Source organism: Azoarcus sp. L1K30, assembly GCF_018122735.1.
Classification (GTDB): Bacteria; Pseudomonadota; Gammaproteobacteria; order Burkholderiales; family Rhodocyclaceae; genus Parazoarcus.
In genome coordinates, this window is record NZ_JAGRRD010000001.1 from 4833811 (window position 1) to 4853365 (window position 19555).

Here is a 19555-nt window from a genome sequence, read left to right on the forward strand (position 1 = left end):
GTGGCACGAAGGGAGGGGGTATGATTTTAGCGCGCGGGGCGCAGCAGTCGGGCGCACAGCAGTGCACCCGCCGGCAGGAGGCGAAGCGACAAGGCGTGGAGGTCGCGTTCGGTATTCATGGCTGGCACTATAAATCAGCGCTTTGCGTCATGGCAAGCCGGGTCTGCCCGGCGGCGCGAGCCGCCGGGGGGCAGGTACCCGGGGTGAGGGTGATCAGCGCATCTCGAAAGCTTCCTGATGGAAGCGCACGTCCCCCATCCCGAGCGTGGCCATGCCTTCGCGCAGGGCATCGGCAAACGGGCGCGGACCGCAGAACCACAGTTCGGTGCGGCGGGTTGCTCTGTGATGTTGGTGCAGTTGATCGGCGGTCAGTGGCGCGTCGCGGTCTGCACTGACGACATGCAGCTGAATGGATGGCAGCCTGGCGCACATGGCCTGCAGCCTGGGCACGAAGGGGTCGCTGTCGCTGCAGCGGGTGCAGTAGTAGAGCGCGGCCTGCGGCGCCTTTGCCGGAGCGGCGAGCAGGGATTCGAGCCAGGCGAGGAAGGGGGTGATCCCGATGCCGCCCGCCACCCAGATCTGCTGCGCCCTGGGGGATGCACGGCGATAATCGAAGCGGCCGTAGGGCCCTTCGACACTGACTGTCTGTCCTGGGCGGAGGCCGGTGCCCAGCTGACGGGTATAGTCGCCCAGGGCCTTGATCTGGAATTCTATGCGACGGTCGCCCCGATCGGCGCAGGCAATGGTGAACGGGTGGGCGCCCTCGATGTCATCGAAGCTGACAAAGGCGAACTGGCCCGCGCGATGCCCCTGCCATTGCGGCGCCAGCAGGCATCGCACTTCGGTGACGCCCCCGCCGCAGTCCCGGACTGATTCGATGCTGCCGCTGACCCGGCGCTTGCGCCCGATCCGACCGGCGAGCGACATCATGCCGGCCGTCGATCCAGCGAGCATGAGCGCGGCACTCATCCATCCGACCGGCGCGGCCCACCAGGTCGCAGGCGCGAGGAAGACCGCATGGACGACCAGCATCAGGTACAGCACCGGCATTGCATGATGGGCGTAGCGCCAGATGTGATAGGGGAAGCGGCGCCATAAGGTGATTGCGAGCATGGCCAGCAGGGCGTAGATCGCCCATTCGCCGAGTTCCTCGCCGACATCCTGCATCATCGCGAGGAAGCCGCCGTTGCGATCGTTGAAGATCCGGCCTTCGCGCCCGAATACCGCCTTGAGAATGTCGTCCGACATCTCGATCAACCAGTGGGCTGCGGCGAAGGCCACGGCGAGGATGCCGGCCTGCTTGTGGAGGCGATAGACCTGATCCATGCCGCCCAGCGGCGCCTCGAGCCAGGTCGGGCGGGTGGCGAGCACCATGATCAGGGACATCAGCGAGATGGACCACAGGCCGGTGAGGTAGAGGGCCTGTTGGCGCAGCATCCACGCCGTGGTGGCGCCAGCGGGTGCCGGTGTGGCGATGAGTGCGCCGAGCCAGGCGAACGTCACGATGCTCAGGAAGGGGATCAGAATGCGTTTCATGGCAGTTCCCGGTTGGTCGGCGAAGCCCGCAGCCGGCAATGGCGGCTGCGGCACGATACGACCTCGCGTCAGTCGTCGTCGAAATACCCCTGGGCGGCGCCGTCATGGCACGCGGCGCAGTTCGCTTTGGTCTTGACCTTTGGATCGTTCCACTCCGCCTTGCTGATCTCCCTGTGCTCGCGTTTCCAGCGCGGCAGCTCGGTAATGCGTTGCGGTGCCGCACCCGGTGCGATATCGCGCAGCAGTTTGCCACTGAAGCGCAGGCCGCTGCTGTCACCGGCATTGGACGTCAGGTAGCGGGTGATGAGGTCGGCGGTCGCCGCGTCGACGCTGGCGTCATCGCCGAAATGCCGATCGAGTTCGCCCATCATTTTCTTCCACGATGCCGCCGGCAGCATCGACGGCGGGAAAGCCATATGACAACTGCCGCACTCTTCGGCAGTCGTCTTGTCCGTCACGGGCGGATAGTAGTGTCCGCCGTCGGCGATTGCGCCAGCCAGCGTAAAGGCGCTGACGCCGAGAATCAGCACTGCGGACACGAGCGGGCGGATCGGATGGTTCATGGTGTACTCCTCGTGTTACTGGCTGATCATCCAGGTGATCCAGTCACCCTTTTCGGTCGCTGTGCATTCGCGGCCGAGGACTTCCCTGCAGTTGCGCTTGAACCACTTTTCGACTTTCGCCGGCTCCGTATAGCGGCTTGGGCTGACCGAAACGGCGACCGGGTCGATGGCCTTTCCGGTCAGGGTCCGACCGGACTGACGCGGGTTGTCGGCATGACAGGATGTGCAGGAGGGGGTATCGGGTTTGCCGCCGGCATGACGGTCGCGGTAGAGCTTTTCACCGCGCGCGGCGGAGAAGGTGGTGAATGCGGCATCGGCGGCGCGTGCAGCGTCGGCATATCCGGCGAGCAGATCCTCACGCGGCCCCGCAGATGCGGTGAAAGGCAGGAGCAGCGAAAACAGTGCGACAAACGGGGTGAGTCGGTGGCCGGGCATGTCTGACCTCGCGGGGACGATGAAGGATGGCGCCATCATGCGTTGAGCCGGCTGAATGCAGTCTGAAGCGGGTGTTCATCGCGGATTCAGCTTTAAGGCGGTATAAGGAGGAAACCGCCGCCCGCAGCCGACCGCGCGGCGCGCGCTCGACGCCCCGGCCAAGGAGACGCCTGCCCATGCTGCCTTATCTGCTTCGACTGCCCGTGTTGTCACTTGTCCTGGCGGCAGTGCTCGCCGTGCCCGCCCGGCCGCTGTGGGCCGACGACGGGCATGATCACGATCGCGCCCGTCGCGCACTCGAGGCCGGCGAGGTCATGCCCCTGCGCGGTATCATCGAACGGGTGGAGCGGGAGCAGGCGGGGCAGATCATCGAAATCGAACTCGAACAGGATGACGGGCGCTGGCAGTACGAGCTCAAGCTGCTGCGCAATGATGGAAACATGCTGCGGGTGAAGGTGGACGCCCGCGATGGAAGGGTACTGTCGGTGCGCGGGCGCCGCGGGAGTGCCCCGCACGGAACGGAAGGAGCGCGCTGATGCGCATTCTCGTGGTCGAAGATGAGCCCACGCTGGCACAGCAACTCCGGCAGGCACTCGGCGCTGCCGGCTATGCCGTGGTCGCGGCGGACAATGGAGAGGACGCCCACTTTCTCGGATCGGTCGAGGCCTTCGATGCTGTCGTGCTCGACCTGGGCTTGCCGCGCATGGACGGGATCACCGTGCTCGGCAAGTGGCGCGCCGCGAAGATCGCGGTGCCGGTGCTGATCCTGACCGCGCGCGATGGCTGGCACGAGAAAGTTGCCGGCATCGACGCCGGTGCCGACGATTACCTCACCAAGCCCTTCCACATGGAAGAACTGCTGGCGCGGGTCAGGGCGCTGATCCGGCGCGCAGGCGGACATGCGAGCGCCACGCTGACCTGCGGCGCACTGGCGCTCGATACCCGGGCCGGACGCGTCAGCCTGAACGGGCAACCCGTGATCCTGACCAGTCACGAGTTTCGCGTGCTGTCCTACCTGATGCATCACCAGGGCGAAGTGGTGTCGCGCACCGATCTCAACGAGCATATCTACGAGCAGGATTTCGATCGCGACTCGAATACCATCGAAGTTTTCATCGGCCGGTTGCGCAAGAAGCTGCCGCCCGGTGCGATCGAAACCGTACGCGGCCTTGGCTACCGCCTGGTGGCCGTGCAATGAAGCTGGCGCGGCCCGGACTGCTGGCGGCGGGTTCGCTGCGCTTTCGCCTGCTTGCGGGCAGCCTGCTGTGGATCTTCGTCACCCTCACGGTGTCGGGGGTGTTTCTGGCAGACCTGTTTCGCGAGCATGTGTCGGCCCGTCTGGAAGCCGAGTTGCGGATGCACCTCGACCAGCTTGCGGCCAGCGTGGACATCGGTGAAGCGCACCGCGCCCGGCTGCTGTCGGAGCTGAGCGATCCGAGATTGCGCAAACCCTATTCCGGTCTGTACTGGCAGGTCGATGGCCCGGGGGAGCAGGGCGTCGGCCTGTTGCGCTCGCGCTCGCTGTGGGACACCGCCTTGGCGGTACCACCGGATCGGCCGGACGACGGTCAGGTCCATGTCCACCGCATTGGCGGGCCTGATGGCGCCGTGTTGGTGATGATGGAGCGGCTCGTGCGTCCGGTGGATCACCCGGATCTGCCGCTGCGACTGATCGTTGCTGCCGATCAGCAGACGACGCTCGGACCGGTACGTGAATTCATCGGCATCCTCGCGCTCGCACTGTGCATTCTGGCCGCCGGCCTGGTCGCAGTGGTGTTCATCCAGGTCTGGGCGGGGCTGGCACCCCTCAGGCGTTTACGCGATGGCCTGGCTTCGGTGCGTGACGGTCGCAGCGCTGCGCTCGAGGGACGATTTCCATCCGAGGTCCGGCCATTGGTCGATGAATTCAATGCAGTGCTGCGTCGCGATGCTGAAGTTGTCATGCGCGCGCGCACGCAGGCGGGCAATCTCGCCCACGCAGTAAAGACCCCGCTTGCCATCCTGGCCAATGCGGCCGCGCAGGATGACAGTCCGCTGGCTGGCCTCGTCGTGGAGCAGGTGGCCACTGCTCGCCGCCAGGTCGATTACCACCTGGCGCGGGCACGCGCGGCTGCCGCAGTGCAGGTGCCCGGTGTGCGCACGCCCCTGCGTCCGGCGCTCGAGGCCCTGCTGCGCGTGATGGACCGTCTGCATCCGGAAAAACGGTTGGCGATCGACTGGCAGGAGCCAGGCAGCCAAGCGGTGTTTCGTGGAGAGGAGCAGGACTTGCAGGAGATGCTCGGCAATCTGCTGGACAATGCCTGTAAGTGGGCGAAATCACGGGTTGATGTGAGCGTGTCGCTGCGAGACCAGACGCTGCTCGTCACGATCGACGATGATGGACCCGGTCTGGCGCCCGAGGCGAGGGAGGCGGTTTTCGCACGCGGCATTCGTGCCGATGAAGAGGTGCCGGGCTCCGGGCTGGGGCTGGCAATCGTGAATGACCTGGCCCGCCTCTATGGGGGAGAAGTGAGCCTCGACGTATCGCCACGGGGCGGGTTGCACGTCACGCTCAGTCTGCCAGCCGCTTGATCCGCTCGGGCGGGCCTGTCAAAGGCCCGCAATCCTTGCAGCTGGCACGCTCAGGATGAACCCGAGCTGGAGAAACCGCCCCACCCAGCGGTGCCATGCCCGGGCCCGCAGCAGATGCGCCTGTCGTCCGGCAGTGACATGTGCGCACGGTGGTGGCGGGAAAATCAGGCTTGCGGCGAATCCGAAGGCGGCACGTCCCGTTCGGCTTCTGCTGCGCGTGCGTTGGCACGGAGCCGGCGGTTTCGCCAGCGGATCGCGTACATCACGTAGCCCGACAGAGCATAGACCACGAACAGGCCGAACAATACGCCCGGCGGGTAGCTGGAAATCAGCGCAAATGCCATCACCAGCGCGATCAGCACAATAAAGGGCACGCTCTTGCGCAAGTTGATGCTCTTGCCGCTCCAGAACAGCACATTGCTCACCATGGAAATGCCGGCGAACATGGTAAGAATGCAGGCATACCAGCGCACGTCGGTCCCGGCCAGACCGTGATCGATTACCACCCACACGAGGCCGGCCACCAGCGCGGCCGCGGCCGGGCTGGGCAGGCCCTGGAAGTAGCGTTTGTCGACGACTTCGATGTTGGTATTGAAGCGTGCCAGGCGCAACGCGGCGCCGGCGCAATAGATGAAGGCGGCAATCCAGCCGAGTTTGCCCATGTCCTTGAGTGCCCACTCATAGACCACCAGCGCGGGCGCAGCACCGAAGGAAACCATGTCGGAGAGCGAGTCGTACTCGGCGCCGAATTCGCTCTGGGTATGCGTCAGGCGGGCGATGCGACCGTCCAGCCCGTCGAGCACCATGGCAATGAAGATGGCGACTGCGGCAACTTCGAAACGCTGGTTCATTGCCTGCACGATGGCAAAGAAACCCGCAAACAGTGCGGCAGTGGTGAACAGGTTGGGCAGGATGTAGATGCCGCGGCGGCGCTTCTCGGGGGTGATCAGAGGCATGCGGTCTGTGTGGTCCACGTGTAAAGCCGACTTGAGAGAATGCCAGATTCTAGCCTATCGGGCACGTTTCGCTCGGCAGATGGGTGATTTGTCATCCGCCCGCCGGCAGGTGGACGGGCGCATTCGAGCGCCTGGCAGGCATGACACCTGCGCTCGGGGGCTGCATTTGTATTTACTGTTCACCACCAATTCACATTCGACATGTTAGAAAGCCGATTTCCCTCATGCGATTGCGGATTTATTCGATGCATCTGTCAGACAACATGGAAGCACGTCACTATTTCTGGCTGTCCACTGCCGCCGCCGTCCTCACCATCGTGCTCAAGACGCTTGCGTGGTGGACCACCGGCTCCATCGGCCTGCTGTCGGATGCGATGGAGTCCTTCGTCAATCTGGCGGGGGCGAGTTTTGCACTGTGGATGATCACCATCGCAAAATGTCCGCCGGATGACGATCATCCGCTCGGGCACGGCAAGGCCGAGTATTTCTCCGCCGGCTTCGAGGGCGTGCTGATCTTCGGTGCTGCAGGCGCAATCATCTGGTCGGCGGTGGCGCGCCTGTTCGCGCCGATGCCGCTCGAGTCGGTGGGGGTCGGCCTCGCATTCTCCGTCGGCAGCAGCCTGATCAACCTCGGCGTGGCAGTGTCCTTGGGCCGCGCCGCGGTGCGCTTGCGCTCGATCGCGCTCGAGGGCAGCTCCAAGCATCTGATGACGGATGTGTGGACCTCGGCCGGTGTGGTCGTCGGGCTGACGCTGGCGAGTCTGACCGGGTGGTTGTGGCTCGATGCCGTGGTCGCGATTCTGGTCGGCCTGCATATTCTGAGCGAGGGCTGGGGGCTGATTCGCAGTTCTGCGCATGGTCTGATGGATGCGGCCTTGCCGGGCGAGGTGCTCGAGACCATCGAGACCGTGCTGCGGCGTTTTGCCGACAGGGGGGTCGAGTATGCCGATTTGCGCACCCGTCGCGCCGGGGCCGAGAGTTTCGTGTATGTGGATGTGCTGGTGCCGCGCGACTGGAACATCGTGCGCACGCACGACACGCTCGACGAGATCGAGCAGGCCATCCGCCAGGCCGTGCCCGGTGCCCATGTCTTTACGCATCCCGAGCCGCGCAGGTTGGACCCTGCAGCGGCTGTTGATCACACTGGAGGCGTGGCGGCGCTGCCGTGAGGCAGTCGCAGTTCAATCGTGCATCCAGTCGGCTCGTCGCAGATCGTCAACGAGCCGCCATGGGCGCGTGCGACCAGGTCCGCAAGCATCAGACCGAGGCCGGTGCGCTCTGAATACGCCTGGGCAGCGATGGCCTGTTGCAGCATCTCCCGCTTTGGGCGGGGGATGCCGCTGCCGTTGTCGCTGACCCGGATCACAATGCCGTTTTCCTCGCGCACGGCGATGTGTGCGCTGCTGGCGTGATGGCGCGCGGAATTGTCGAGGAGATTCATCAGCGCAGCGGCGATGAGATCGGCATCGGCGCGAATGCAGTCGATGCCGCCGACGGTCGTGCTCAGGCCGTCGAAGGTCAGGTGGGCGACGAGGTCGCGCATGAGAAACGCATGGATGTCGGGCTCGGCACCGCTGCGAAAGAGGGCCAGCAGCGCGGTAACGACGCGTTGTAGACGATTGGCAGCGGCGCGCGTGCGCAGCAGGCGCGGCCTGAGGTCGGCGGGGCTTTCACGCAAGGCGACGGCCAGCTGCGCATCGAGTCCCGCGAGCGGGGTTCGCAGGGCGTGGGCGGCATGGGCCGAGAAGGCCCGCTCGTTGGCGATGCGTTGAAGCAGCCGGGCACTGAGTTCGGTGATGGCGTGATGCATCGGCTCGAGTTCGGCACGCGTGACCGGGGGCAGCGCAGTGCCCGGGTCGAGCGGATCGAACCGGCGCACCGCATCTGACAGCTGCGCCACTGGCAGCAGTTCGCGCTTGAGTCGCCAGCGCAGCCACAGCACGCATGCCAAACCGATGCCGAGCGCGAACTGCGCAGTGTACTTCGCTGCCTCGAAGCCGACTTCGCGACGTTCTTCGGCGTCCTGCGCCACATGCAGGACCAGGGCATCGGCGCCGGGCATTTCCATGGTCACCACCCGCCATGCGTCGCCCGCATCGGCGAAGCCGGGTGTCCGACGCTCGAGCAGCGGGCGTTCGGGTGCGTCGTGAGAGCGCAGGATCGTCCTGCCGCGGACATCCACCACCTGCCAGATCAGGTGCTCGACATGCGGCGGTGCCGGCATCGTTGACGCCTGTCCGTCCTCCCGGGCAGGGTGCGACAGTTGATGCGACAACAGGCCGAAGATGATCTGCGCCGACTCCTCCAGCGTACTGTCCTGCAGCTCGGCGATTTCGTGACGAACGACGGTCCAGACCGCGGCAGTGACAGCGATGCTCCAGACCAGTGCGATGAGGACCACGCTGGTGGACAGGCGGCTGCGAATCGATGGCGGGCGCTTCATGCCGGGATGCGGTAACCCATGCCACGCACGGTCTCGATCAGGTCCTTGCCCAGCTTGCGCCGCAGATGGCTGACATGCACTTCCAGTGCGTTGCTCATGTTCTCGCCTTCGAAACCGCTGACGAGCGCTTCGAGATCGCTCTTGGAGACGATTCGCCCGCTGCGCAGCACAAGTGCTTCAATCAGCGCCCATTCCCGTGCCGTGACCTGGACGGGTTTGCCGTCCACCTGAATGGCGCGGGCCGTGAGGTCGATATCGACGTTTCCAAATCTGCGCAGGTGACTGGACACGCCGCTAAGACGTCGGCCCATTGCCCGCACCCGGGCGGCGAGTTCCTCCGGCGCGAAGGGTTTCACCATATAGTCGTCGGCACCGCTGTCGAGCCCGCGGATGCGGTCGCCGAGGCGGTCGCGGGCGGTCAGGATGATCGCCGGGGTGGTGTTGCCGCGCCTGCGCATACTGGTAATCCAGTCCGTGCCGGCGCCGTCGGGCAGGTTCCAGTCGACCAGCAGGAGGTCGAAGGCCTCCTGTTCCAGCGTTTTTGCTTCGGCGAGCGAGCCGAACCAGTCGACCACATGCCCCTCGCTGCTCAGGAAGTCCCGTAGTGCTTCCCCCAGTGTCGTATCGTCCTCGAGCAGCAGCAGGCGCATGGTGTTCGGTTTCCGGCCAATGTGTCCGTCAGTATCTGGCGGTTTTGCGATGTCGGGTCTTGACGCCGGAGATCATGGCGCCGATCAGGTTGATGCCTTCGATGCGGCTCATGATAATCGCGGCGGCGGCGTGCAGCACAGCCAGGCCGATCAGGATCGAGCCGAATGCCTCATGCAGTTCCTGCAACCACTCTTCGCCCCAGAAGGCGTCCAGCGTCTGCATGAAGCCGGTAATGCCCAGTGCAAGCACGAGTGCGATCAACATCAGCATCATCAGCGCGCCGGCCGGATTGTGACCGGGATGATAGTCCGGTTGGCCGGAGAGCAGGCTGCGCAGATGCTGACGCAGGCGCGCAGGGGTGGGAAAGAAGTCGCTAAAGCGCGCATGCCGGGAGCCGACAAAGCCCCATACAATCCGCGCCACGACCAGCCCGCTCGCCAGGTAGCCGATCCACTGGTGGAGCGTCTCACCGTCGTCGATGATGAAATAGTTGCTGAAAACGCACAGCACGAGACTCCAGTGGAAGACCCGCACGAAGCGATCCCAGACGCGCACTGCGCCATTTGAGTCAGGCGTGGACATGATGGCCGAACCCTCCATGGTGGCCGGGGCGTGCCCTTACGGGCGCGCCCCGCGGTGGATTGACTGGATCAGGACTTGGTCTCGAGCGCTGCGCCGGTGATCGGGTCGAAGTAGATCTCGACCTTCTTGCCTGCCTTGTCGAAGCCGTAGATCTCGTAGCACTTGCCCTTGCTGACCTTGAAGGTCTTGATCTGGTAGCCCTGAGCTTCGACCTGTGCCTTGAAGTCGGCCTCCTTCATCCATTGGCTTTCGGGGGCATTGCAGGTGGGGCCAGCCATCGCGGCGGAAGCGGCAAGTGTGGTGAAGGCGGCGGCGAAAAGCTTTTTCATGCTGGATTCCTCTATCAGTTGAAGTGTCCCGGGTGGGGCGACGGGATGCATTACAACGGTCGGGAATGAAGCCTGGCTTAAGCAATCCGATCTAGATGTATCAAATGTTTGCCGCCCGCGGCATGGAAAAGGCAGGCCGGGTCCTTCGTCGAAAGGGGCGGAGCCTGTGCGCCGGCCCTTCCTCAGCGCCAGCGCAGCGCAGCGAGATCATGGACGTAGATCGGGTAATTCACCCACAAGCCTTCCAGCCCCTTGCGTGTAAGGGTGGAGATCTGTGGCGCGTAGAGCCAGGCGTTCACCGCATCGTCTGCCAGCTTGCGCTGGATGTCCGCGAGCAGGCGGTTGCGCTGGCGCGGGCTTTCAGCGTTGCGATGGGCATCGACAAGCGCGCGGAATTCCGCACTGTCGTAGCCGAAGTAATAGGAGCGATCGGAGTAGATGTCGTAGTCCAGCGGTTCGACATGGTTGATCAAGGTCATCTCGAATTTGCCCTTGAAGGCGCCATTCAGCCAATCGGGCCAGTTGACCAGCTCGATTTCGGTGTCGATGCCGGCCTCCGCGAGTTGTTGCGCGACGATCTTACCTCCATCACGGGCATAAGGCGTCGGTGGCAGGCTCAGCTTCAGACGCAGCCTGCCCTTGATGCCGACTTCGGCAAGCAGCGCCCGGGCGCGCGCCGGATCGTGGGGGTAGCGGTCGGCCAGGTGCAGGTAACCGCCTTCGGTGGGCGAGTAGTGGCTACCGATCGGATCGCCGCGCCCTTCGAGCACCTGCTGGATCACCGCGGCGCGGTCGATGGCATGGCTGATTGCCCGGCGCACGCGCAAATCGTCGAGCGGTGGGTGGCGGTTGTTGAGGGCAAGCAGGGTCTTGCTGCTCGAACTGCCGATCAGCACTTGGTAACGCTCGTTCAGGCGGTTTCGAAGTACCGACTTGGTTGCGAAGTTGAAGAAGACGTCAATCTCCGCCGGCAGTTCAGTGCTGTCTACGAAGGAGTTTACGAAACGGAATACGGCCCGTTGCAGCTGAACCGACCCGGCGTTGCGGTATTCCGGCCACTTCACCAGGGTGATCGCGTGTCCCTTGTCCCAACGTTCGAAACGGAATGGCCCGGTGCCGATGGGGTTCATGCTCGCTTGTTCTGCGCTGGCTGGGTGCAAGATGACCGCGGGGCTTTCACCGAGCCGGTAGAGCAGATGCGGGTCACGATGACGCAGTTCGAGCACCACCGTGTAAGGATCGGGGGTGTCGATGCGCTCGATGTTGTCGAAGAGTTTGGTGCGTGACTTGTTACCGGAGTCGGGCGCCTGAGCTCGTGTGAATGAGTACTTCACCGCCGAGGCGTCAAAGGCCTGTCCATCATGAAAGCGCACGCCACTGCGTAGGTGGAAAGTGTAGCGGTGTCCGTCGGCGGAGATTTGCCACGAGTCGGCCAGCAGGGGCGTGGTATCGCCGTTCTCCTCAATCTTGACCAGACCTTCGAGTACGTTGTAATGGACCACCTCGCCTATTGCCGCCGCGGGCGCTGCAGTGGGGTCGAGACTGTTAGGCTCGAGGGTGATCCCGAATACGACCTGGTCCATGGTATTGGCGTAAGCCGGGAGCCAGACGCCGGCAATCAGGTGTGCAATCAGGAGGTAGTGTGCGATCATACGGGCCGTGCTGCGCCAATCCGTCTTGCTCATGTAGCTTCCTTTGCAGAGTCTCTGACCCCGTTGTTCTAGATTCGTCCGGATCGAATGTGTCCACAGTAGTCCGTTCAGCGTCTGATTCCGGCCACTCTCGTCGCAATGCCGCATTCGCGGCCGCAGCATTGATCGCGATTCTGTTGCTGGGCCTGATCTACTGGCTCAAGGGCGTCTACGTCGAACGTGAATTTCGCCATCGCCACCAGGCTGAACGAGAGCTGCAGTCTATCAACCAGTTGCAGTTGCGTGCACTGAATGCGTGGCGGCAGGATGCCTTGCGTGATGCAGGCATGCTGGTCGAGGACGGCTTGCTGGGCGGCGCGTTGGCACGATGGCGGAATGCCGCGGACGAGACCGCGCGTATGCGGGTCAGTGAGCGCCTCCGTTCGCTCAAGGAGTTGCGGCATTACACCGCGGTTTATTTTGTCGATGTCGACGGAAAAGTGCATCTGAGTGCGCTTGGCGAAGCAAGCGGCAGAGGCGTCGACCGGGTTCCGGAGGACTACGCCGGATTCCTGCGCGAGGCTCTGGTTTCGGCCCTGCCAGTGATGTCCCAGCCAGTGGCCCGGCAGGTGTTCGCTTTCCCTTCCATCGGCGTGTTTGCTCCGATGTTCGATGAAGATCGATTGATCGGCGCGGTGTGGCTGGTGCAGGATCTGCGCGTCGGCCTGATCCCGTTGGTGGAGCCTTGGCCCACTCCTAGCCAGACGGCGCGTTCCAGTATCGTATGGCGCGACGGCGAGCTTGCACGCTACCTGAATGCTCCGCGCGGTGCGGGCTCCGATGTCCTGCGTTACGCCTATCGGCTTGGCGCCGGGAATACGGCCGCCGTGCAGGCCCTCGAGGGCATGCGCGGTGTCTTCTACGCCCGGGACGAATTCGAGCGAGCAGTGATGGCTGTCGCCAGCCCGATTTTCGGTACTGACTGGGTGTTGGTATCCGCGGTCGAGGTCGCAGAGGTTTTTGCCGACGTACGCCGGCGCGAACTACTTGCTCTGACCTTGCCGGTGAGTCTCCTCCTGCTGTTTTTTGCGGGAGTGATAGGGCTTGTGCTTCGCCGGGCCTGGCAGCGCGAGCGGGTGCTTACTCAGGCCTTGCAGCGTAGCCTCGGTGGGCTGGAGGCCGAGTTGCGGGTCGACCCGCTGACCGGTGTGGCCAACCGCCGCGCGATCGACGAATCGGCGCGCTTCCAGCTTGCGCTTGCGGTGCGTGGCCAGACGCCGATGTCCGTGCTGATGATCGATGTCGATCATTTCAAGTGTTTTAACGATCACTATGGTCACCCTGCCGGTGACCAGTGCCTGAAGAATGTGGCGATGGCATTTCAGGCTCATGTCAGGCGCGCGGGTGAGCTGGTCGGGCGATATGGCGGCGAAGAGTTCGCCGTGTTGCTGCCGCTGTCCGATGCGAAGGCCGCGCGGGTGATGGCGCAAACCATGTGCGATGCGGTGCGCGACCTGCGGATTCCGCATGCGGCGTCTGCAGGCGTGCCGTGGGTGACGATCAGCGTGGGGGTAGCGTGTGTAAGGTGCGAGGACTTCGCGCTCGAGGCGGATGAGCACGAAAGGCCTGGTGCGCCGGGGGACTGGCGGCTGCTCCGGGATTTGTTCGAACGTGCCGACGTGGCGTTGTATGAGGCCAAGCGACAAGGGCGCGACTGTGTCGTGCTGTACGAAGACCTCATCGACAGCGTGGTGTCATGAGTCCGCGGGGGCGTTCTGGCTCCGGATCATACTCGCCTCGGCGCTGAACGTCGGGCCGGAGGACGGAACTTTAGTCCGGCCCGTCGACCTCTGCTTCTTCCTGGCGCACGATAACGCACAAAAAAACCGGGGGACGCATGCTGCGTCCCCCGGCTCGACGGGCCTTGAAGCGAAGGCTTAGTTCTTCGACTTGTCGACCAGTGCCTTGGCCTTGATCCACGGCATCATGTCACGCAGCTGACCGCCGACCTTCTCGATCGCGTGTTCGGCATTGAGGCGGCGACGCGCGGTCATGCTCGGGTAGTTGGTCTTGCCTTCCTGGATGAACATCTTGGCGTATTCGCCGGTCTGGATGCGCTTCAGGGCGTTGCGCATCGCGGCGCGCGACTGTTCGTTGATGACTTCGGGGCCGGTCACGTACTCGCCATACTCCGCGTTGTTGGAGATGGAGTAGTTCATGTTGGCAATGCCGCCCTCGTACATCAGGTCGACGATCAGCTTGAGCTCATGCAGACACTCGAAATAGGCCATCTCGGGGGCGTAGCCGGCTTCGGTCAGGGTTTCAAAACCCATCTTGACCAGCTCGACCGCACCGCCGCACAGCACGGCCTGCTCGCCGAAGAGGTCGGTCTCGGTCTCTTCCTTGAAGTCGGTTTCGATCACGCCACCCTTGGTGCCGCCATTGGCAGCGGCGTAGGACAGGGCGATGTCCTTGGCCTTGCCCGACTTGTCCTGATAGACGGCGATGAGCGACGGCACGCCACCGCCACGCAGGTATTCTGAACGGACGGTGTGACCGGGGCCCTTGGGGGCGACCATGATCACGTCCAGGTCCTCACGCGGCACGACCTGATTGTAGTGCACGTTGAAGCCGTGGGCGAAGGCCAGCGTGGCACCCTTCTTGATGTTGGGCTCGACGTTTTCCTTGTACACCTGCGGGATATTCTCGTCCGGCAGCAGGATCATGACGATGTCGGCGGCCTTCACGGCCTTGTCGATTTCCTCGACCTTGAGACCGGCGGCCTTGGCCTTGTCCCACGACGGACCGCCCTTGCGCACGGCCACGGTGACTTTGACGCCGGAGTCGTTCAGGTTCTGGGCGTGGGCGTGGCCCTGCGAGCCGTAGCCGACGATGGTGACCTTCTTGCCCTTGATGAGGGAGAGGTCAGCGTCCTTGTCGTAATAAACTTTCATGGTTTTCCTTTCAGGTATCAAGGGCAGAGATTGCCGGCGGCCGACATGATATAGGCAGGTCGGCCAGGTGCAAAACAGCAGGGAGGGTCAGAGCTTCAATACGCGATCGCCGCGACCGATGCCGCATACGCCGGAGCGCACGGTTTCGAGAATCAGGGCCGGGTCGATGGCGCTGGTGAAGGCGTCGAGCTTGGCCTGGTTGCCGGTCAGCTCGACCACGTAGGAGGCGTCGGTGACGTCGATGATGCGCGCCCGGAAGATGTCCGCGGTGCGCTTCATTTCTTCGCGGTCCTTGCCGGTGGCGCGAACCTTGACCAGCATGAGTTCGCGTTCGATGTGTGCGGCTTCGGAGATATCGACCACCTTGACCACCTCGACCAGCTTGTTGAGCTGCTTGGTGATTTGCTCGATGATCTCGTCCGAGCCGATGGTGACGATCGTCATGCGCGACATCGATGCGTCTTCCGTGGGGGCCACGGTCAGCGACTCGATGTTGTAGCCGCGCGCCGAGAAGAGGCCGGAGACGCGCGACAGCGCGCCCGATTCATTTTCGATCAACAGTGAGATGACGTGACGCATATTGATTTCGGTCCTGGATTCAGAGGATTGACTGGACAAAGGCGCTGATCACAGATCTTCGGCCGACAGGATCATCTCGGTGAGACCCTTGCCGCCCTTGACCATCGGATACACGTTTTCTGTCTGATCGACCTGGAAGTCGAGGAACACGAGATCGTTCTTGTGCGTGGTGAAGGCCTCGCGCAAGGCGCCTTCGACATCGCACGGCTTGTCGATGCGAATGCCCACATGGCCGTAGGACTCGGCCAGTTTGGCGAAGTCGGGCAGCGAGTCCATGTAGGACTCGGAGTAGCGCTGGCCGTGGAACAGCTGCTGCCACTGTCGCACCATGCCGAGATAGCGGTTGTTCAGATTGCAGATCTTGATCGGCAGGCGGAACTGCTTGCAGGTCGACAGCTCCTGAATGTTCATCTGGATCGAGGCCTCGCCGGTGATGCAGGCGACCTGCGCTCCGGGGTGCGCGAGCTGGGCGCCCATCGCATAGGGCATACCCACGCCCATCGTGCCCAGACCGCCGGAATTGAGCCAGCGCCGCGGCTTGTCGAAGCGGTAGTACTGCGCGGCCCACATCTGGTGCTGGCCGACATCGGAGCTGACGAAGGCGTCGCCGCCGGTGACTTCCCACAGCGTCTGCACCACGAACTGTGGCTTGATGATCTCGTCCGAGTTCTTGTACCCCATGCAGTCGCGGCTGCGCCATTCCTCGACCTGCTTCCACCACGCGCTGATGTCGGGGCGGGCGGGGCCGGCCTCGAGCTGGCGGATCATCTCGTCAAGCACGTCCTTGACGTCGCCGACGATGGGCACATCGACACGGACGCGCTTCGAGATCGACGACGGGTCGATGTCGACGTGAATGATCTTTCGCGGTTCTTCTGCAAAGTTGGCGGGATCGCCTACCACGCGGTCGTCGAATCGCGCGCCAACGGCCAGCAGTACGTCGGAATAATGCATCGACATGTTGGCTTCATAGGTGCCGTGCATGCCCGGCATGCCGAGGTACTGGCGATCGCTTGCCGGGTAGCCGCCCAGACCCATCAGGGTGGTGGTGATCGGGTAGCCCAGCAGACGGGTGAGTTTGGTCAGTTGCTCGGACGCGTCCGACAGCACGACGCCGCCGCCGGCATAGATCATCGGGCGCTTGGCTTCGAGCAGCAGTTGCACGGCCTTCTTGATCTGCCCCTGATGACCCTTGACCACCGGGTTGTAGGAGCGCATCGAGATTTCCTTCGGATACTCGAACTCGCACTTTGCGATCGTGATGTCCTTGGGGATATCGACCAGCACCGGACCGGGACGGCCGCTCTGTGCGAGATAGAAGGCCTTCTTCATCGTGGTGGCGATGTCACGCACGTCGCGCACCAGGAAATTGTGTTTCACGCAGGGGCGGGTGATGCCGACGGTGTCGACTTCCTGGAAGGCGTCCTGGCCGATGGCGCCGGTCGGCACCTGGCCGGAAATGATCACCATCGGAATCGAATCACAGAACGCAGTGGCGATGCCGGTGACGGCATTGGTCGCACCCGGGCCCGACGTCACCAGCGCAACGCCGACCTTCTGCGTACTGCGGGCAAAGCCGTCTGCAGCGTGCACCGCAGCCTGCTCATGGCGCACGAGGACGTGGCGAACGTCTTCCTGCTGGAACAGCGCATCGTAGATGTACAGCACGGCCCCGCCCGGATAGCCGAATACGTATTCGACCTTTTCTTCCTGCAGGCACCTGATTACAATTTCCGCTCCAGTCAGCACCATCGCAAAACCGCCCTGTCATTCGTTTGAAGAAACGGAGAACAGTACCTGCACACAGGTGTATTGGTCAAGGCTGCGGATGTCGAGCAAGTGTTTGTGCGACGAGCGTTTTTTCTCAAGGATCTTCCGCTGGCCTCCCGGATTGAACTCTCGGCATTTCTCGAAAGCGTCGAAAAACGTGCGTTCAAGCAGGCTGTCTGGTCCTTGCGTGATGATGAGGCGGCCCTCGATGCCGTGCAGGACGCCATGCTCAAACTGTCGGTGCGCTATGCCGAGCGGCCGGCGGATGAATATCCGATGCTGTTCCAGCGCATCTTGCAGAACGTCATCCTCGATGCCCATCGCCGCCTCAAGGTGCGGCGCTTCTGGGTGTCGCCGCTGTCGGTGCTCAAGGGCAGTGACGACGACGCGGACGATCCGCTCGAGACGATTGCCGACGAGCGGCAGGAGGCGGAATCCGAGACACCGCATGGGCGTTTCGAGCAGCGCCATGTGCTGGCATTGATCGAACGCGAGATCGAACGCCTGCCTGCCCGTCAACGCGAAGCATTCCTGATGCGTTATTGGGAGGAGATGAATATTGCCGAGACCGCGGAAGCCATGGGGTGCTCGGAGGGTAGCGTCAAGACACACTGTTCGCGGGCCACGCAGACGCTGGCCGCGGCACTAAGAGCGAAGGGAGTCGTGCTGTGAGCGATCTGCATCGTTCCCCGGAAAATGACATCGACGAGGCGTTCGGGCGCCACGTCGCCGCCTACTTGTCCGCAGGTGTCCATGAAGTGGACGACGCCGTCGCCGCGCGTCTGCGCCAGGCGCGGCGACTGGCGCTGGCGGCCCACCGGCCCGGGCGAAGCGTGCTGCTGCGCGTGCTGGCCTGTGGTCGGCGAGCCTTGTCCATTCAGCCGATCCTGCGTCAGACCGTGGCGCTGGCTGCGGTCGTGGTGCTGGTGGGGGTGGGCGATTACTGGTCCACATCGGCGATGTTGGCCGAGATCGAAGAGATCGACGCCGCCATGCTCGCAGATGAGTTACCCATCGATGCCTATCTCGATTCGGACTTTTCCGCATGGCTGCGACAAGACTCCTCATCCTGATCTGTTGCCTGTTGTTGTCGGCCGCGGCCGATGCGCGCATCACCCCGGTGCTTGCACCGGGCTGGAGCGAACTGGCGCCGCATCAGCAGCAGGCGCTGGCGCCGCTGGCCGAAGACTGGGACGGCATGTCCGCTGTCAGCAGGCTGAAATGGATTGGTATCTCCAACCGCTATGAGCACCTGTCGGCTGACGAGCAATCGCGCATCCAGGCCCGCATGCGCGATTGGGCGCGATTGGATCCCGATGCGCGCAGGCGTGCGCGCGACCGCTATCGGGCGATGCAGGCGCTGCCGGCCGAGCGCCGCAACAATTTGCACGAGGAGTGGGAACGCTATCAGAATCTGCCCCCTGAAGGACGTCGCCCGCAGGACGCGACGTCCGCGCCGCGCCGGCCCGGCGATGCGCTTCAAGGACAGGCAAACATAATTCGATGAATCAACAACGCAATACGAATCCGGCAACCGTCGTTCCGGCTGGCGGGCAGTCGCGCCCGCTGGCGCCCACCCAGGTCGAGCTGGCCGGATTGCGCCGCCGCCTGGCAAGCATGCTGTACGAATCGATGCTGCTGCTCGGCGTGCTGGCGCTGACATTCATGGTGCCGTATCTCCTGCTCGGCATGTTCTTCGGTATTGCACCACCCGGTGGCTTGGCATGGGCCCACATCTTCGTCGTGCTGGGCTGCTATTTCGTCTGGTACTGGCACCGCCGCGGGCAGACGCTGGCGATGCAGACTTGGCGTCTGCAGATTGTCGACGCGGTCACCGGCCTGCCGCTGGGCGGCGGGCGCAGCTGGCTGCGCTACGCACTGGCGTGGCCATCGGTGCTGCTGGGCGGCGTCGGTCTGTTATGGGCGGTATTCGATCGCGACCGGCAGTTCCTGCACGATCGCCTGGCCGGGAGTTGCGTGGTGCTGTTGCCGGTTCAGCCGAAAAGATAGGGAAACAGGCGCTTGCGCTCGTCCTCGGTCAGCGTTTCCATGCGCAGCACGTTGCGTTCGGGAATGCCCTCGGGGTCGGGGTAATGCGCCAGCGCCTGCTCCAGGCTGTCCTCGCGGATCAGGTGCAGAAGCGGCCACGGCGAGCGATTGGTCAGGTTGCCGGCGTCGTCCGGTTCGGTATCGGCAAACTGGTAGTTCGGGTGAAAGCTCGCGACCTGCAGGTCGCCGTCCCACCCGAACTGCTGCAGCCACAGGTCCACGAGATCGAGAAACTGGTTGTAGTCCTCGAAGTCCTCGAGCATGTCGGGAATGGCGAGGACCGTCGTTTCCAGTTCGGCGACCGGCGTGTCCGACAGGCGCTCCAGTTCCGCCTGCATGTCGTCGAGCAGGGCCTCATCGGTGGTAGCGTGGCTGACGCAGATGCGAACCCTGCCTTCGGCGCGCGGTTTCGACGCGAATGGGCACAGGTTGAGACCGATGACGACGTCGTCGAGCCACTGCTGCACATCGGCAATGATTTGTTCATCCATGGTGTTCGGGTTCCG

The 19555-nt window shown here is 63.6% G+C and carries 22 protein-coding genes; 9 read left to right on the forward strand and 13 right to left on the reverse strand.

Annotated elements, in window-relative coordinates; all coding sequences use genetic code 11:
- Positions 1-213 precede the first annotated feature (213 nt).
- The 3 genes from J5J83_RS22225 to J5J83_RS22235 all read right to left on the reverse strand — a co-directional run bounded on the left by J5J83_RS22225 (position 214) and on the right by J5J83_RS22235 (position 2534).
- Positions 214-1536, reverse strand: a complete 1323-nt coding sequence (locus tag J5J83_RS22225) for a ferric reductase-like transmembrane domain-containing protein (RefSeq protein ID WP_212352438.1) — start codon at positions 1534-1536, stop codon at positions 214-216.
- A 68-nt stretch (positions 1537-1604) separates the two neighbouring features.
- Entirely contained in the window at positions 1605-2099 is a 495-nt protein-coding gene (locus J5J83_RS22230; protein WP_212352440.1) for a diheme cytochrome c, read from the reverse strand.
- 15 nt (positions 2100-2114) lie between these two features.
- Positions 2115-2534, reverse strand: coding sequence for a DUF1924 domain-containing protein (locus J5J83_RS22235; RefSeq protein ID WP_212352443.1), 420 nt, complete (start codon positions 2532-2534; stop codon positions 2115-2117).
- 176 nt (positions 2535-2710) lie between these two features.
- Between J5J83_RS22235 and J5J83_RS22240 the strand changes: the two genes are divergently transcribed.
- From J5J83_RS22240 to J5J83_RS22250, 3 genes are read left to right on the forward strand one after another with little or no spacing between them, the layout of a single operon-like run.
- Positions 2711-3070 (forward strand): PepSY domain-containing protein, encoded by a 360-nt coding sequence (locus tag J5J83_RS22240; protein WP_212352445.1) that lies wholly within the window; start codon positions 2711-2713, stop codon positions 3068-3070.
- The gene (locus tag J5J83_RS22245) at positions 3070-3732 is read left to right on the forward strand and encodes a response regulator transcription factor (protein ID WP_212352447.1); all 663 of its coding nucleotides are present in this window, start codon (positions 3070-3072) and stop codon (positions 3730-3732) included. Before J5J83_RS22240 ends, J5J83_RS22245 begins: the two co-directional genes overlap by 1 nt.
- The gene (locus J5J83_RS22250; protein ID WP_212352449.1) at positions 3729-5105 is read left to right on the forward strand and encodes a sensor histidine kinase; all 1377 of its coding nucleotides are present in this window, start codon (positions 3729-3731) and stop codon (positions 5103-5105) included. Before J5J83_RS22245 ends, J5J83_RS22250 begins: the two co-directional genes overlap by 4 nt.
- A 164-nt stretch (positions 5106-5269) precedes the next feature.
- Here J5J83_RS22250 and pssA read toward each other — a convergent pair whose 3' ends face one another.
- Positions 5270-6061 (reverse strand): CDP-diacylglycerol--serine O-phosphatidyltransferase, encoded by a 792-nt coding sequence (gene pssA, locus J5J83_RS22255; RefSeq protein ID WP_212352451.1) that lies wholly within the window; start codon positions 6059-6061, stop codon positions 5270-5272.
- A gap of 245 nt (positions 6062-6306) precedes the next feature.
- Between pssA and J5J83_RS22260 the strand changes: the two genes are divergently transcribed.
- Positions 6307-7230: a cation diffusion facilitator family transporter gene (locus J5J83_RS22260; RefSeq protein WP_249115820.1), complete on the forward strand. Its 924-nt coding sequence runs from the start codon at positions 6307-6309 to the stop codon at positions 7228-7230.
- On the opposite strand, the gene J5J83_RS22265 is transcribed toward J5J83_RS22260, so the two are convergent.
- From J5J83_RS22265 to J5J83_RS22285, 5 genes are all read right to left on the reverse strand, one after another.
- Entirely contained in the window at positions 7200-8504 is a 1305-nt protein-coding gene (locus J5J83_RS22265) for a sensor histidine kinase (protein ID WP_212352453.1), read from the reverse strand. The two genes, J5J83_RS22260 and J5J83_RS22265, sit on opposite strands and share 31 nt — an antisense overlap.
- Complete coding sequence (locus J5J83_RS22270; protein ID WP_212352456.1) at positions 8501-9154, reverse strand: response regulator transcription factor; 654 nt, start codon at positions 9152-9154, stop codon at positions 8501-8503. Before J5J83_RS22270 ends, J5J83_RS22265 begins: the two co-directional genes overlap by 4 nt.
- Positions 9155-9182: 28 nt before the next feature.
- A complete protein-coding gene (locus tag J5J83_RS22275; protein WP_212352458.1) occupies positions 9183-9737 on the reverse strand; it encodes a cytochrome b/b6 domain-containing protein in 555 nt (184 codons plus the stop codon).
- A 68-nt stretch (positions 9738-9805) separates the two neighbouring features.
- Positions 9806-10066 (reverse strand): PepSY domain-containing protein, encoded by a 261-nt coding sequence (locus tag J5J83_RS22280; protein ID WP_212352460.1) that lies wholly within the window; start codon positions 10064-10066, stop codon positions 9806-9808.
- 182 nt (positions 10067-10248) lie between these two features.
- On the reverse strand, positions 10249-11751 hold the full coding sequence (locus J5J83_RS22285; protein ID WP_249115821.1) for an ABC transporter substrate-binding protein: 1503 nt from the start codon (positions 11749-11751) through the stop codon (positions 10249-10251).
- 128 nt (positions 11752-11879) lie between these two features.
- On the opposite strand from J5J83_RS22285, the gene J5J83_RS22290 reads away from it, so the two are divergent.
- Positions 11880-13457 carry a diguanylate cyclase gene (locus tag J5J83_RS22290; protein WP_212352462.1) on the forward strand — a complete coding sequence of 526 codons (1578 nt, stop codon included), beginning with the start codon at positions 11880-11882 and terminating at the stop codon, positions 13455-13457.
- Between the two features lie 177 nt (positions 13458-13634).
- Here J5J83_RS22290 and ilvC read toward each other — a convergent pair whose 3' ends face one another.
- The 3 genes from ilvC to J5J83_RS22305 all read right to left on the reverse strand — a co-directional run bounded on the left by ilvC (position 13635) and on the right by J5J83_RS22305 (position 16982).
- Entirely contained in the window at positions 13635-14651 is a 1017-nt protein-coding gene (gene ilvC / locus J5J83_RS22295; RefSeq protein ID WP_212352464.1) for a ketol-acid reductoisomerase, read from the reverse strand.
- A gap of 87 nt (positions 14652-14738) precedes the next feature.
- Positions 14739-15230, reverse strand: a complete 492-nt coding sequence (gene ilvN / locus J5J83_RS22300; protein ID WP_212352472.1) for an acetolactate synthase small subunit — start codon at positions 15228-15230, stop codon at positions 14739-14741.
- 48 nt (positions 15231-15278) lie between these two features.
- Complete coding sequence (locus J5J83_RS22305) at positions 15279-16982, reverse strand: acetolactate synthase 3 catalytic subunit (RefSeq protein WP_212352474.1); 1704 nt, start codon at positions 16980-16982, stop codon at positions 15279-15281.
- Positions 16983-17075: 93 nt separating this feature from the next.
- Between J5J83_RS22305 and J5J83_RS22310 the strand changes: the two genes are divergently transcribed.
- Genes J5J83_RS22310 through J5J83_RS22325 form a run of 4 tightly spaced genes read left to right on the forward strand, consistent with a single transcriptional unit; the run spans position 17076 to position 19010 of the window.
- The gene (locus J5J83_RS22310; RefSeq protein WP_349251936.1) at positions 17076-17672 is read left to right on the forward strand and encodes an RNA polymerase sigma factor; all 597 of its coding nucleotides are present in this window, start codon (positions 17076-17078) and stop codon (positions 17670-17672) included.
- A complete protein-coding gene (locus tag J5J83_RS22315) occupies positions 17669-18073 on the forward strand; it encodes a DUF3619 family protein (protein WP_349251937.1) in 405 nt (134 codons plus the stop codon). Before J5J83_RS22310 ends, J5J83_RS22315 begins: the two co-directional genes overlap by 4 nt.
- Entirely contained in the window at positions 18046-18507 is a 462-nt protein-coding gene (locus J5J83_RS22320) for a DUF3106 domain-containing protein (RefSeq protein ID WP_212352476.1), read from the forward strand. Before J5J83_RS22315 ends, J5J83_RS22320 begins: the two co-directional genes overlap by 28 nt.
- Complete coding sequence (locus J5J83_RS22325) at positions 18504-19010, forward strand: RDD family protein (RefSeq protein WP_212352478.1); 507 nt, start codon at positions 18504-18506, stop codon at positions 19008-19010. The genes J5J83_RS22320 and J5J83_RS22325 overlap by 4 nt, the downstream gene beginning before the upstream one ends.
- On the opposite strand, the gene J5J83_RS22330 is transcribed toward J5J83_RS22325, so the two are convergent.
- On the reverse strand, positions 18995-19540 hold the full coding sequence (locus J5J83_RS22330) for a DUF1415 domain-containing protein (RefSeq protein WP_212352480.1): 546 nt from the start codon (positions 19538-19540) through the stop codon (positions 18995-18997). The two genes, J5J83_RS22325 and J5J83_RS22330, sit on opposite strands and share 16 nt — an antisense overlap.
- Between the last annotated feature and the right edge of the window lie 15 nt (positions 19541-19555).

What these genes read in the sequence shown, in the direction of transcription:
- J5J83_RS22225 (WP_212352438.1), bottom strand. Translation starts at nt 1,536, where the DNA reads ATGAAACGCATTCTGATCCCCTTCCTGAGCATCGTGACGTTCGCCTGG.
- J5J83_RS22230 (WP_212352440.1), bottom strand. Translation starts at nt 2,099, where the DNA reads ATGAACCATCCGATCCGCCCGCTCGTGTCCGCAGTGCTGATTCTCGGC.
- J5J83_RS22235 (WP_212352443.1), bottom strand. Translation starts at nt 2,534, where the DNA reads ATGCCCGGCCACCGACTCACCCCGTTTGTCGCACTGTTTTCGCTGCTC.
- J5J83_RS22240 (WP_212352445.1), top strand. Translation starts at nt 2,711, where the DNA reads ATGCTGCCTTATCTGCTTCGACTGCCCGTGTTGTCACTTGTCCTGGCG.
- J5J83_RS22245 (WP_212352447.1), top strand. Translation starts at nt 3,070, where the DNA reads ATGCGCATTCTCGTGGTCGAAGATGAGCCCACGCTGGCACAGCAACTC.
- J5J83_RS22250 (WP_212352449.1), top strand. Translation starts at nt 3,729, where the DNA reads ATGAAGCTGGCGCGGCCCGGACTGCTGGCGGCGGGTTCGCTGCGCTTT.
- pssA (WP_212352451.1), bottom strand. Translation starts at nt 6,061, where the DNA reads ATGCCTCTGATCACCCCCGAGAAGCGCCGCCGCGGCATCTACATCCTG.
- J5J83_RS22260 (WP_249115820.1), top strand. Translation starts at nt 6,307, where the DNA reads ATGCATCTGTCAGACAACATGGAAGCACGTCACTATTTCTGGCTGTCC.
- J5J83_RS22265 (WP_212352453.1), bottom strand. Translation starts at nt 8,504, where the DNA reads ATGAAGCGCCCGCCATCGATTCGCAGCCGCCTGTCCACCAGCGTGGTC.
- J5J83_RS22270 (WP_212352456.1), bottom strand. Translation starts at nt 9,154, where the DNA reads ATGCGCCTGCTGCTGCTCGAGGACGATACGACACTGGGGGAAGCACTA.
- J5J83_RS22275 (WP_212352458.1), bottom strand. Translation starts at nt 9,737, where the DNA reads ATGTCCACGCCTGACTCAAATGGCGCAGTGCGCGTCTGGGATCGCTTC.
- J5J83_RS22280 (WP_212352460.1), bottom strand. Translation starts at nt 10,066, where the DNA reads ATGAAAAAGCTTTTCGCCGCCGCCTTCACCACACTTGCCGCTTCCGCC.
- J5J83_RS22285 (WP_249115821.1), bottom strand. Translation starts at nt 11,751, where the DNA reads ATGAGCAAGACGGATTGGCGCAGCACGGCCCGTATGATCGCACACTAC.
- ilvC (WP_212352464.1), bottom strand. Translation starts at nt 14,651, where the DNA reads ATGAAAGTTTATTACGACAAGGACGCTGACCTCTCCCTCATCAAGGGC.
- ilvN (WP_212352472.1), bottom strand. Translation starts at nt 15,230, where the DNA reads ATGCGTCACGTCATCTCACTGTTGATCGAAAATGAATCGGGCGCGCTG.
- J5J83_RS22305 (WP_212352474.1), bottom strand. Translation starts at nt 16,982, where the DNA reads ATGGTGCTGACTGGAGCGGAAATTGTAATCAGGTGCCTGCAGGAAGAA.
- J5J83_RS22320 (WP_212352476.1), top strand. Translation starts at nt 18,046, where the DNA reads ATGGCTGCGACAAGACTCCTCATCCTGATCTGTTGCCTGTTGTTGTCG.
- J5J83_RS22325 (WP_212352478.1), top strand. Translation starts at nt 18,504, where the DNA reads ATGAATCAACAACGCAATACGAATCCGGCAACCGTCGTTCCGGCTGGC.
- J5J83_RS22330 (WP_212352480.1), bottom strand. Translation starts at nt 19,540, where the DNA reads ATGGATGAACAAATCATTGCCGATGTGCAGCAGTGGCTCGACGACGTC.